We start from the raw sequence: 12,774 nt of genomic DNA, 5'->3' as shown, positions 1-12,774 counted from the left end.
CCTGCCGATCACCCACCCGGACGGAGAGCACCATGAGCCAGGACCCTACCGACCAGAGCCGCCGCAAGTTTCTCGCCACCAGCACCGTGCTCGGTGCCGCCGGCGCGCTGTGGAGCGCATTGCCGTTCACCGATTCCGCCCATGCCGCCCTTTCAGGAGATCCCATGAACGCCGACCTCATCTTGTTCAATGGCAAGTTGCACACCGTTGACCGCGAGAAGCCCACCGCCAGCGCCGTCGCCATCAAGGACGGCAAGTTCCTCGCCGTGGGCAGCGACGCCGAAGCCATGGCCCACAAGGGGACCGCCACGCAGATCATCGATCTCAAGCAGCGCACGGTGATCCCCGGCCTTAACGACTCGCACCTGCACCTGATCCGCGGCGGCCTGAACTACAACCTCGAACTGCGCTGGGAAGGCGTGCCGTCGCTGGCCGACGCCCTGCGCATGCTCAAGGACCAGGCCGAGCGCACGCCGACCCCGCAGTGGGTGCGCGTGGTCGGTGGCTGGAACGAGTTCCAGTTCGCCGAGAAACGCATGCCCACGCTGGAAGAGATCAACCAGGCCGCGCCGGACACCCCGGTGTTCCTGCTGCACCTCTACGACCGCGCGCTGCTCAACCGTGCCGCGCTCAGGGCGGTGGGCTACAGCAAGGACACGCCCAATCCCCCGGGTGGCGAGATCCAGCGCGACAAGTTCGGCAATCCCACCGGCATGCTTATCGCCCGGCCCAACGCCACCATTCTCTACGCCACCCTGGCCAAGGGGCCGAAGCTGCCGCTGGAGTACCAGGTCAACTCCACCCGCCAGTTCATGCGCGAGCTCAACCGCCTCGGCCTGACCAGCGCCATCGATGCCGGCGGCGGCTACCAGAACTACCCGGACGACTACCAGGTGATCCAGGAGCTGGCCAACAACGACCAGCTGACCGTGCGCATTGCCTACAACCTGTTCACCCAGAAGCCCAAGGAAGAACTGGCCGACTTCAAGAACTGGACGCAGAAGGTAAAGCCCGGCGACGGCAACGACTTCTTCCGCCACAACGGCGCCGGCGAGATGCTGGTGTTCTCCGCCGCCGACTTCGAGGACTTCCTCGAACCGCGCCCGGACTTGCCGCAGACCATGGAGCAGGAGCTGGAGCCGGTGGTGCGTCACCTGGTCGAGCAGCGCTGGCCGTTCCGCCTGCACGCCACCTACGACGAGTCGATCTCGCGCATGCTCGACGTGTTCGAGAAGGTCAACCGCGACATCCCGTTCAATGGCCTGCCCTGGTTCTTCGACCATGCCGAAACCATCACCCCGCAGAACATCGAGCGGGTGAGGGCACTGGGCGGTGGCATCGCCATCCAGGACCGCATGGCCTTCCAGGGTGAGTATTTCGTCGACCGCTATGGCGCCAAGGCCGCCGAGCACACACCGCCGATCAAGCGCATGCTCGACATGGGCGTGCCGGTGGGGGCGGGTACCGACGCTACCCGGGTGTCCAGCTACAACCCATGGACTTCGCTGTACTGGATGGTCAGCGGCAAGACCGTCGGCGGGCTGGAACTGTATCCGGAGGGCCTTAGCCGCGAGACCGCGCTGCAGCTGTTCACCCATGGCAGCGCCTGGTTCTCCAGCGAGCAGGGCAAGAAGGGGCAGATCAAGGTCGGTCAGCTGGCGGACCTGGCGGCGCTGTCGCTGGACTTCTTCAGCGTTGATGAAGAGGCGATCAAGGGCATCGAGTCGGTGCTGACCGTTGTCGACGGCAAGGTGGTGTACGGTGCCGCCGAGTTCGACAAGCTCGGCCCTGCGCAGGTGCCGGTGTTGCCGGAGTGGTCGCCGGTGGCCAAGGTGCCGGGGCACTGGCGCGCCGGTGCGCCGATGGCGGCGGCGCTGCACCAGTGTGTCGGGCCGTGCGGGGTGCATGCCCACAGCCATGAGAAGGCGCGGCATTCCAGTGTTCCGGTGAGTGATTACCAGGGCTTCTGGGGTGCGTTGGGTTGTTCCTGCTTCGCCTTCTGAGTGGGCCAGGGGCCGCTTTGCGGCCCTTTCGCGGCACAAGGCCGCTCCTACAGGCGAGCGCATTCCCATGTAGGAGCGGCCTTGTGCCGCGAAAGGGCTGCAACGCAGCCCCAGTATCTAAGCCATGTCGCTGATGGCGAACTCCTCCGCCAGATGATCGATCAACGACCGCACCGACGGCAGCAACCCGCGCCGCGACGGGAAGATCGCATGCACGATGCCGCAACGCGGATGCCAGTCCGGCAGCATTTCCACCAACCGCCCCGCCGCCAGGTCCTCGCGCACCGCCACCCTGGGCAGGTGCGCGATCCCCACGCCCGCCACCACGAAATGCCGCAGGGCGAACAGGTCGTCGGTGACCATCCGTGGTTTGTGCGGGATCACCAGGCTGCGGCTCATGTCCTCACCCTGGAACAGCTCCCACTGGTATTCACGCTGGGCGCCACCCCAATGCACGCTGGGCAGCTCACTGAGTTGCAGCGGGTCAAAGCCTTGCGCAAGCTGTTCGCGGAACGACGGATGCCCGACCAGGCACTGGGTGCTGTTGCTCAGCACCTTCATCACCATGTCGGTGTTCTCCAGCGGCGGGAAACGCACCCGCAGCGCCACGTCGAAGCCCTCATGCAGCAGATCGACGCGGCGGTTGGTGCTCTCGATGAACAGCTCCACCTGCGGATACTTTAGCATGTAGCGGGTCAGCATCGGTCCGACCCAGGAGTTGAGCAGAGTGGTCGGGCAGCTGATGCGCACCAGCCCGCGTGGTTCGCTGCGGTTGCGCTCGATGATCTCGGCGGCACCCTCGGCTTCCACGCGCATGGCCAGGCAACGGTTGTAGTAGGCCTGGCCGATCTCGGTCAGCGAGCAGTGCCGGCTGGTGCGGTGCAGCAGGCGCACGCCGAGGCGCTCCTCCAGGTCGGCGATGCGCCGGCTGAGCTTGGACTTGGGCATGTCCAGCGCCCGTCCGGCCGGGGCAAAGCCACCGTGCTCGACCACCTGGGTGAAGTAGTAGAGGGAGTTGAGGTCTTCCAAGGGGCGATCTCCGCAGCGCGCCGGGGACAATGGTTCGCAGTCTACCGGGCGATGGTGGCCCTCATCCAACTCCCTTCAAGCCAATATCGCTCAGGACGACTCGATTCCCTCCAGCATCGCTTCCGTCAGGCCTTCGGCCATCTCGATGCCATGCAGGCTGGCCCACAACAGGCTCCTGCCGGTTTCATCCATATGCTCCAGCGCCTTGTAGCCGACGTTGTAGGCACTGCGCAGGTACTCGGCGACATGCACCAGGGCGTCGTGGGCGTTGATATTGGGGTTTACTGCGAACAGCGGTGGGTGGCCGGCGTCGCATTTGCCGAAGGGGTGGTGGCGGGTGTCGGGGAGGGGTGGGTCGGGGACGATCTTTTTCATGGTCAAACTCCGATAGAAATTGACCGGCACCGTCCGTTTCCACGCGAAGGGTGGCGGCTGTACACGGGGTGGAAAACCAGGTTATCGGAGAACCCCGGCAGGCTTTGCGGCCTCCCGCGTACAGCTGCCGTTACGACAGATAATCCGATAACCAACCAGCCGGGTTTCCACGCCCGATCGCTGAACCGACAGCGACCTGGTCAGCCTAGAGGGCATGATTTCCCCGGACAATCAGAAGGGTATCGACAGACTTTGTAGGGTATTTCTTGGGCTGCAGGCTGCTCAGTAGGAAAGGTTTTCAGATCACGTAGGACATGGCTGAGCTCAGCAGATTCGAGCGTTTTTTGAACACATTCCTTCGAGCTTGTCGGAAGCTTCTCGGTTGATCTGCACTGCCGCTGTTGTATGGTTTCAGGCGAAACCAGTTGCTATCCAGTGGCGAGAACTTGCGTAGCAGCCCCAAGATTTCAAGACGAAGTGACAACTATGCACAACCCACCCCACCCCGGCGAAGCCCTGCGCGAAGACGTCCTGCCCGCCATCGGCATGAACGTCTCCTCCCTGGCCCGCCACCTGGGCTATTCACGTGGTCAGTTATCCACAGTGCTCAACGGCCACGCAGCCATTTCAGCCGACCTGGCCTATCGCCTCGAACTGGCCGGTCTTGGCAGTGCCCGTCAGTACCTGGCCGAGCAGGCGGCCTACGACCTGTGGCAGGCCGCACACCGCGCGCATCCACCTATCGAGCGGCTGGCGTTCGCCTGAGCGTCAATCCTCATCCGACGCAAACAACCGCTCCAGCTCCACCCGCGCCTCCTTCGCCGTCTGCATCACCTTGGCCCGGTCGTCGCGCACATGCCCCTGGGCCTCCAGCACCTGCTCGTCATGCTCGGTGAAGCGGGCGATGCGATCCGCCGCCTGGGCCTCGGTCAGCCCCAGCCCGACCAGCGCCCGCCGGCTCATCTCCAGGCTGGAATGGTAGGTCTCGCGAATCGGCTCGGCGCCCACGTCCACCAGCTTGTGCACATGCTGGCGGTTGCGCGCCCGGGCGATGACCTTCAGGTGCGGGTACAGGCGCTTGACCCGCTCGGCCGTGCGGGTGGCGGCCTCGGGGTCATCGATGGTGATGATCACGTACTCGGCTTCGCCGACCTTGGCCGCATGCAGCACCTCGGTGCGCGACGGATCGCCGTAGAACACCGGCACCTGCTCGAACATGCGGGTCATCTCGATGGTGTCCACTGAGGTTTCCAGGGCGACGAAGGGGATCTTCTGCGCCCGCAGGATGCGCGCCACGATCTGGCCCATGCGGCCCATGCCGACGATCACCACCCGTGGCGTGCCGGCGTCGATCTGCTTGTACTGCTCGGGCACTTCCCGGGCGGGTTGCGGACGCTTGAGGGCGCGGGCGCAGCCGATCATCAGCAGCGGGGTTAGGGCCATCGACAGGGTGATGGTCATCAGCAGCAGGTCGTAGGTCAGGGTGTCGAACAGGCCCTGGTCCTTGCCCAGCTTGAACACCACGAAGGCAAATTCGCCACCGGCGGCCAGCACCATGCCCAGGCGCAGCGCGCTGGCACTGTTGAGGCCCCCGGCGATGCGGCCGACGCCGATCAGCAGCACCAGCTTCACCGCGATCAACAGCATGGTCATGCCCAGCAGCACCAGCGGCATTTCCAACAGCAGGCGCAGGTTGGCGCCCATGCCGACGCTGATGAAGAACAGCCCCAGCAGCAGGCCCTTGAACGGTTCGATCTGCGCTTCCAGTTCGTGGCGGTATTCGGAGTCGGCCAGCAACAGGCCGGCGAGGAAGGCGCCCAGGGCCATGGAAATACCGGCTTCCTCCATCAGCCAGGCAGTGCCGATCACCACCAGCAGCGCGGTGGCGGTGGACACCTCCGGCAGGCCGGTGCGGGCAACGGTGCGAAACAGCGGGCGCAGCAGGTAGCGGCCGCCGACGATGACGATGGCGATGCTGGCGAATACCTTCAGGCCATGCTCGAAGCTGTCGCCTTGGCTGGTGTCCGGGCCGCTGGCGGCCAGCAGCGGCACCAGGGCGATCAGCGGGATCGCGGCGATGTCCTGGAACAGCAGGATGGCGAAGGCCAGGCGGCCGTGGGGCGCGTTGAGCTGCTTGCTCTCGGCCAGGCTCTGCAGACCCAGGGCGGTGGACGACAGCGCCAGGCCCAGGCCGAGCACGATGGCCGCCGGCAGGCTTTGGCTGAAGCCGAACAGGGCGATGGCGCCGAGCGCCGCGCCGGTCAGGACCACCTGCGCGGTGCCGACGCCGAACACCGACTTGCGCATCAGCCACAGGCGCCGGGGCGACAGCTCCAGGCCAATGATGAAAAGCAGCAACACCACGCCCAGCTCGGAGATGTGCGCGACGCTCTCGGTGTCACGGATCAGCCCCAGGGCCTGCGGGCCGATGGCCACGCCGGCCAGCAGGTAGCCGAGCACGGCGCCCAGTTGCAGGCGCTTGGCCAGGGGCACGGCGACCACGGCGGCGAGGAGGAAGATGACGGCGGTTTGTAGAAGGCTGCCTTCGTGTGGCATTGCTCGGACTCCTTGAACTGCGTGCGGCAGCGTTTGATGCAACAGCTTATGTCATCGATGAAAGAGGCGGGCATTTTCGGGTGAGATGGGAAACAGGACAATCCCGGGGTTACAGGAAGCAGCGTTCTGAAAGTAGGACCTTTGCCGAATCCATCGCGGGGCAAGCCCGCTCCCACGCAAGGTATAAAACCTTCGTGGGAGCGGGCTTGCCCCGCGATGGCGATCGGCCACTTATTGCAGATGGGTTTTCAAGGCCTGCGCTGCCTGGTCCATGGCACTGCGCACACTGGGCACGCTGCTCAGCACATTGAGCAGGCCGTAGTCATGGATCAGGCCGTTGTAGCGCACGGCGGTCACCGGTACCCCGGCGGCGTCCAGCTTGCGGGCATAGGCTTCGCCTTCGTCGCGCAGCACGTCCATCTCGGCGGTCTGCACCAGGGCTGGCGGCAGGCCTTGCAACTGCTCGAGGCTGGCGCGCAGCGGCGAGGCGTGGACGTCGTCGCGTTGGCGCGGGTCGGTGGTGTAGTTGTTCCAGAACCACTGCATCATGTTGCGGGTCAGGAAGTGGCCTTCGGCGAACTGGTTATAGGACGCGTTGTTGAAGTTGGCGTCGGTCACTGGCCACAGCAGGGCCTGGAAGCGCAGCTTCGGCGTGCCGGCCTCCTTGGCCTTGATCGCCACCACCGCGGCCATGTTGCCGCCGACGCTGTTGCCGGCCACCGCCAGGCGGCTGCCGTCCACGCCGATCTCCTTGCCGTGTTCGGCGACCCAGCGGGTGGCGGCATAGGCCTGGTTGATCGCGGTGGGGAACCTGGCTTCCGGCGATGGCGTGTAGTCGACGTACACCGCCGCGGCGCCGGAACCCACCACCAGGTCACGGATCAGGCGTTCGTGGGTGGGGTAGTCGCCCAGCACCCAGCCGCCGCCGTGGAAGAACATGAACACTGGCAGTTCACCCTTGGCGCCTTCGGGCCGCACCACGCGGATCTCCAGCGGCTGGCCATCGGCCTGGATGGTCCGGCGTTCGACGCGGATCCCCGACAGGTCGACCTTCACCCCGGCCTGGGCACCGCTCAGCACCGCACGGGCATCCTTGGGCGAGAGGGTTTCAAGCGGCTTGCCGCCACCAGCGGCCAGGGCCTTGAGGAAGCCCTGGGTGGTGTGCTCGACGCCGGGGCTGCCGGCGGCGAAGGCGCTGTTCACGGCGAGGGCCAGCAGGCCGGCGGTCAGGGTGTGGGACAGTTTCATGTTCTAGCTCCTTTAGGGGTTCGAGTCGTGGCTCAGTTCTGGTTGGCGAGGACGGTGGGTTGCACGTAGCTCACGGCGCGCAGCTGGCCGCTGCTGTCGCGGTAGGTCAGGGTGGCGGTGCTGGTCTGGCCCTGGGCGCTGGCGGGTGCATCGACGCTGACGACCTTGGCGATATCCAGGTCCATGCCGTAGCGGTACGGGGTGGCCTCGTTGGCGAAGCTGCCGGCGCTGGTGCCGAGGGCCAGGGTGGTGACGGTGAGGGCGAAGGCTTTGCGAAGGGTCATGATCGTTCTCCGGGTTCTGCTGAGTGGGGTTGGCGACTGCTTGCTGCTTGATGTGAATATTGCGCGCAAATATTTAGCGCGCAAAATATATTTCCGCTATGACGCTGATTGAGTGCGTCTTGGCCAGCTTCTGTGGGAGCGGGTTTACCCGCGAACACCCGCGAAGCGGGTGCCAGGCACCGCGTTGTCTGTTTCGCGGGTAAACCCGCTCCCACAGGGAGGCAGCATCAAGCGCTGGGTCGGTACTGCAACGCTTCCGCCAGGTGCGCCCTGGCGATGGATTGCGCGCCCTCCAGGTCCGCCAGCGTGCGGGCGACCTTCAGCAGCCGGTGCGCCGCCCGCAACGACAGTGTCAGCCGTTCGCAGGCCTGCTCCAGCCAGGCCTGGTCAACCGGCTCCAGCGGGCAATGCCGGCGCAGTCCCTTGAGGTCGAGGAAGGCGTTGGCGCAGCCCTGCCTGCGCTGCTGCAGCGCCCGGGCCTCGGCCACCCTCTGGCCGACGTTGGCGCTGGTCTCGCCACTGGGCTGGTGGGTCAGCACGGTACTTTCCCGAGCCACCGTCAGGTGCAGATCGATGCGGTCGAGCAGTGGGCCCGACAGCTTGTTGCGATAACGCTGGACCTGCTCGCTGCTGCACCGGCAGCGGCCGGTGGGGTCGCCCAGGTAGCCGCAGGGGCAGGGGTTCATGGCCGCTACCAGCTGGAAGCGCGCCGGAAAACGTACGCGGTCCTTGGCCCGGGCCACCACGATCTCGCCGGACTCCAGCGGTTCGCGCAGCACCTCCAGCACGCGTCGCTCGAACTCGGGCAGCTCGTCGAGAAACAGCACGCCATGGTGCGCCAGGGTGATCTCGCCGGGTTGCGGCCGGCTGCCACCGCCCACCAATGCCGGGCCGGATGCGGAATGATGAGGGTGACGAAAGGGTCTCTGCGGCCAGCTGTCGAGCGGTGCATGGCCACTGACCGAGCGGATCGCCGCCACCTCCAGCGCTTCACGCTCGTCCAGCGGCGGCAGCAGCCCGGGCAGGCGGCTGGCGAGCAGGGTCTTGCCGGTGCCCGGGGGACCTGTGAACAACAGGTTGTGCGCCCCGGCCGCGGCGACCAGCAGGGCGCGCTTGGCGGCGATCTGGCCCTGGACTTCGCTGAGGTCCGGATAGGGGCGTTGTTCCAGCAGCAAGCCATTGGCTGCGTAGGGAGACAGCGCGGGCTGGCCGTTCAGGTGGGCCACCAGCTCGCGCAGGTGCCCCATTGCATACACCACCAGGCCGCTGGCCAGGCTGGCCTCCTCGGCATTCTCCCGAGGCACCACCAACGCCCGGCCCGCATCCCGGGCCGCCAATGCCGCGGGCAGCACGCCCTGTACCGGGCGCAATGCACCCGACAGGGCCAGTTCGCCCAGGCATTCGATATCGTCGAGGGTGGCTACCGGCACCTGGCCATTGGCGGCGAGGATGCCCAGGGCGATGGCCAGGTCGTAGCGGCCACCGTCCTTGGGCAGGTCGGCGGGGGCGAGGCTCTGGGTGATGCGCCGGGCCGGGTAGTCCAGGCCGGAGTTGACGATGGCGCTGCGTACCCGGTCCTTGCTCTCCTTGACCGTGGTTTCCGGCAGACCGACCAGGGTAAGCGTGGGCAGGCCGTTGGCCAGATGGGTTTCGACGCTGACGGCGGGGGCCTGCACGCCCACCTGGGCGCGGCTGTGGACGAGGGCGAGGGACATGGGCACTCCGTATTTGCAGGTGATGGCCGCATCCTGCGGCCTGGCAAAGCTTAGTGGTGCTCTTGGGCAGGTGGACGAGAAGAGTGCGTCGAGTTTTGTCCGGCCTGGCACTCAGTACCGTTGGCGCCTGCCGCCCGAGGCTGCCTGCCGCAGATCACCGGAATCCCCGAACCCCGCGCCCGTGCCAGCAGTTCCTCGGTGTCGTCCCCGCCCGGCAACGCCAGCACCAGGTCGGGCCGGCTGTCGCGCAGCATGAAGACGTTGCGCAGGCGCTCGGCCAGCTTGCCGTGCAGCTGCCAGTTGGGCGGGTAGCGCACGATGTCGGCGCCCTGTTCGCGGGCCCAGCCTTCGATCTCGCCGCCCAGGTGCTGGCTGCCGCCGTGGATCAGCACCCGGATCGGTTGCTGGCGCTGGAGGGCGTCCAGCGCCTGGCGGCAGCGTTGGCTGTCGGCGTAGTTGCGCCCCGCGCAGATCAGTACGCGCATGCCCACCCCCTCAGAACCACTGGCCGAAGCGGCGGATGTACAGGGTTTTCATGCCCTGGGCCACCAGGCAGTAGCCCAGCAGGGTGGCGGCCAGCCACGGGAAGTATTCCCACGGCAGCGGCACCAGCCCGACCATCGCTCCCAGCGGCGAGAACGGGATGTAGATGCCCAGGCACATCACCAGGCCGGTGGCCAGGATCACCGGCAGCGCCGCGGTGCTCTGGAAGAACGGCACCTTGCGGGTGCGCAGCATGTGCACCACCAGCGTTTGCGACAGCAGCCCCTCGATGAACCAGCCGGACTGGAACAGCGCCTGCATTTCCACGCTGTTGGCGGCGAACACGTACCACATCAGGGCGAAGGTGGTGATGTCGAAGATCGACGAAGTGGGGCCGATCCACAGCATGAAACGACCGATGTTGCGGGCATCCCACTTGCGTGGCTCGCGCAGGAATTCCTTGTCCATGCGGTCCCACGGCAGCGACAGCTGGGAGAAGTCGTACATCAGGTTCTGCAGCAACAGGTGGATCGCCAGCATCGGCATGAACGGGATGAACGCGCTGGCCACCAGCACCGAGAACACGTTGCCGAAGTTGGAGCTGGCGGTCATGCACAGGTACTTCATGATGTTGCCGAAGGTTTCGCGGCCCTTGAGCACGCCTTCTTCCAGCACCATCAGGCTCTTTTCCAGGAGGATGATGTCGGCCGATTCCTTGGCGATGTCGGTACCGCTGTCCACCGAGATGCCCACGTCGGCATCGCGCAGCGCCGGGGCGTCGTTGATGCCGTCGCCAAGGAAGCCCACGGTGTGGCCGTTGGCCTGCAGCGCCTTGAGCACCCGCGACTTCTGCAGCGGGGTGAGCTTGGCGAACACCGTGCGTTCCTCGACCAGCGCCTTGAGCTGGGTGTCGTCCAGGCGCTCGATGTCCTGGCCGAGCAGCGGCTGGCCGGGCGCAAGGCCCACTTCGCGGCAGACCTTGCAGGTGACCACCGGGTTGTCGCCGGTCAGCACCTTCACCTTCACGCCCATCTCGCGCAGGGCGGCGATGGCCGGGCCGGCGGTTTCCTTGGGCGGGTCGAGGAAGGTCAGGAAGCCCCGGATCACCAGCTCGCGCTCGTCATCGGTGTGGTACTGGGGCTTGCCGGCGGCGGCCGGAATGTCGCGGGTGCCAACCAGCAGCACGCGGAAGCCCTCCTGGTTGTAGGCGCTGGCGGTATCCAGCAGTTGCTGGCGTCGTCCGGCATCCAGGACGACCCGCTGGCCGCCTTCTTCGACATGGGTGGCGATGGCCAGCATTTCCTCGACGGCGCCCTTGCTCACCAGCAGGTGGTCGCCCAGGGCATCCTTGACGATCACCGACAGGCGCCGGCGGATGAAGTCGAAGGGCAGCTCGTCGACCTTGGCGTAGGCATAGGGTGGCTGGAAGCCCTGGTCTTCGCCGGCAAAACGCAGCACGGCCTGGTCCATCAGGTTCTTCACGCCGCTCTGGTGGTGGCTGTTGAGCCAGGCCAGTTGCAGCAGGCGCGGGTCCTGGTGGCCGCTGGCGTCGACGTGGTGCTCGAGGATGATGCGGTCCTGGGTCAGGGTGCCGGTCTTGTCGGTGCACAGCACGTCCATCGAGCCGAAGTTCTGGATGGCGTTCAGGCGCTTGACCACCACCTTGCGCCGGGCCATGGCCACGGCGCCCTTGGCCAGGTTGGCGCTGACGATCATCGGCAGCATTTCCGGGGTCAGGCCCACGGCCACGGCCAGGGCGAACAGGAAGGCGTCGCTCCAGTCGCCCTTGACCACGCCGTTGAGCATGAACACCACCGGCACCATCACCAGCATGAAGCGGATCAGCAGACGGCTGACGCTGTTCACCCCGCGGTCGAAGGCGGTCTGGCTGCGCGAGCCGACGATGGCCTTGGCCAGCGAACCGAAGTAGGTGCGCTTGCCGGTGGCCACCACCACGGCGCGGGCGCGGCCGCTGACCACGTTGGTGCCCATGAAGCCGATGTTGGGCAGGTCCAGCAGGCCGCTTTCATCGTTGGCGCTGCCTCCGGCGGATTTCTGCGCGACGTGGCCGAGGGTGTCGTATTTCTCCACCGGCAGCGCTTCGCCGGTCAGTACGGCCTGGCTGATGAACAGGTCGCGGGACTCGATCAGGCGGATATCGGCGGGGATCATGTCGCCAGCGGCCAGTTGCACGATGTCGCCGGCCACCAGTTCGTTCATCGGCACTTCGCGCAGGCGCGCCGGCTGGTCGTGGCGCTCGCGGCGCAGCACGGTGGCGGTGGTACGGACCATGGCCTTGAGCGCATCGGCGGCCTTGCCCGAGCGGTACTCCTGCCAGAAGCGCAGCAGGCTGCTGAGGCTGACCATGGTCATGATGATGATGACCTTGGTCAGGTCCGCTTCCTCCAGCTCGCCGGCGCTTACCGGCAGCCAGTAGTCGGTGACGAAGCTGATGCCGGCGAGGGTGAGCAGCACGTAGATGAAGGGGTTGTGCAGGGCCTTGAGCAATTGCACCAGGGCCGGTTGCGGTTTGTCGTGGGCGACCTGGTTGGCGCCGTCGCGCTGCAGGCGCTTGGCGGCCTCGTGTTCGGTCAGGCCCAGCTCGCTGGCGTCGAGGTTGGCCAGGGTCACGGCCAGGCCGTTGCGTGCCTCGCGGGCGGCACGCATGGACAGGCGGGCATCATCGCCGGCTTTGCTGTGGGTGTTGCGGTCTTTTACGGTCATTTGGCTGTGCTCCTGCCGCAGGAGGCGGCACGACACACAGTCGACTCACGGTTGGGAAGGTGAGTGAACGTGTCCCGTGTCGCAATGATTAAAACAATGAAAAACGTGGTTTTTCCGACGTTTACGTGTTCGCTGGCGAATGCCGGAAATAAGATCGGCAGCGAACTTTCTACTGGCTGATTCCATGGTCGGTTAATCCCTTTGTTAAATGGCGGGCCAATAGAACTTCAACGAACTTTAATTACTTAAAGTTCGGAAGTTTCTGACGATTTATATGGCGTCAGTTCAGCGAACGGACAGCACGGCGCGCGTCACTGCAGGCAGCAACGGGCGCGCTATCGACTGGGCGGTTCCAGG

Annotated in this window: 10 protein-coding genes; 2 read left to right on the top strand and 8 right to left on the bottom strand. The window is 66.0% G+C overall.

Annotated features, from left to right (window positions below):
- Window positions 1–32: 32 nt before the first annotated feature.
- Window positions 33–2,003 (top strand): amidohydrolase, encoded by a 1,971-nt coding sequence (locus ACZ899_RS18860; RefSeq protein ID WP_234561892.1) that lies wholly within the window; start codon window positions 33–35, stop codon window positions 2,001–2,003.
- Window positions 2,004–2,120: 117 nt separating this feature from the next.
- Here the strand turns inward: ACZ899_RS18860 and ACZ899_RS18855 are convergent, their stop codons facing one another.
- Both ACZ899_RS18855 and ACZ899_RS18850 read right to left on the bottom strand, forming a co-directional pair.
- The gene (locus tag ACZ899_RS18855; protein ID WP_234561890.1) at window positions 2,121–3,032 is read right to left on the bottom strand and encodes a LysR substrate-binding domain-containing protein; all 912 of its coding nucleotides are present in this window, start codon (window positions 3,030–3,032) and stop codon (window positions 2,121–2,123) included.
- A gap of 90 nt (window positions 3,033–3,122) precedes the next feature.
- On the bottom strand, window positions 3,123–3,407 hold the full coding sequence (locus ACZ899_RS18850; protein WP_028688634.1) for a DUF6124 family protein: 285 nt from the start codon (window positions 3,405–3,407) through the stop codon (window positions 3,123–3,125).
- A 486-nt stretch (window positions 3,408–3,893) separates the two neighbouring features.
- Between ACZ899_RS18850 and ACZ899_RS18845 the strand changes: the two genes are divergently transcribed.
- A complete protein-coding gene (locus tag ACZ899_RS18845; RefSeq protein WP_234561888.1) occupies window positions 3,894–4,172 on the top strand; it encodes a HigA family addiction module antitoxin in 279 nt (92 codons plus the stop codon).
- Window positions 4,173–4,175: 3 nt separating this feature from the next.
- On the opposite strand, the gene ACZ899_RS18840 is transcribed toward ACZ899_RS18845, so the two are convergent.
- The 6 genes from ACZ899_RS18840 to mgtA form a co-directional block, all read right to left on the bottom strand.
- The gene (locus tag ACZ899_RS18840) at window positions 4,176–5,963 is read right to left on the bottom strand and encodes a monovalent cation:proton antiporter-2 (CPA2) family protein (protein ID WP_203649045.1); all 1,788 of its coding nucleotides are present in this window, start codon (window positions 5,961–5,963) and stop codon (window positions 4,176–4,178) included.
- Window positions 5,964–6,194: 231 nt separating this feature from the next.
- The gene (locus tag ACZ899_RS18835; RefSeq protein ID WP_234561886.1) at window positions 6,195–7,211 is read right to left on the bottom strand and encodes an alpha/beta hydrolase; all 1,017 of its coding nucleotides are present in this window, start codon (window positions 7,209–7,211) and stop codon (window positions 6,195–6,197) included.
- A 32-nt stretch (window positions 7,212–7,243) separates the two neighbouring features.
- Window positions 7,244–7,495: a DUF2790 domain-containing protein gene (locus ACZ899_RS18830; RefSeq protein ID WP_234561883.1), complete on the bottom strand. Its 252-nt coding sequence runs from the start codon at window positions 7,493–7,495 to the stop codon at window positions 7,244–7,246.
- A 227-nt stretch (window positions 7,496–7,722) separates the two neighbouring features.
- Window positions 7,723–9,210 carry a YifB family Mg chelatase-like AAA ATPase gene (locus ACZ899_RS18825; RefSeq protein ID WP_234561881.1) on the bottom strand — a complete coding sequence of 496 codons (1,488 nt, stop codon included), beginning with the start codon at window positions 9,208–9,210 and terminating at the stop codon, window positions 7,723–7,725.
- 50 nt (window positions 9,211–9,260) lie between these two features.
- Window positions 9,261–9,695 (bottom strand): DUF2493 domain-containing protein, encoded by a 435-nt coding sequence (locus ACZ899_RS18820; protein WP_232854786.1) that lies wholly within the window; start codon window positions 9,693–9,695, stop codon window positions 9,261–9,263.
- Between the two features lie 10 nt (window positions 9,696–9,705).
- Entirely contained in the window at window positions 9,706–12,417 is a 2,712-nt protein-coding gene (gene mgtA / locus ACZ899_RS18815) for a magnesium-translocating P-type ATPase (protein WP_234561879.1), read from the bottom strand.
- Window positions 12,418–12,774 lie beyond the last annotated feature (357 nt).

This window comes from Pseudomonas sp. TE31087, from assembly GCF_057284075.1.
The sequence above is the reverse complement of the archived record's forward strand: the minus strand, read 5'-3'. Positions and strand labels throughout refer to the sequence as shown.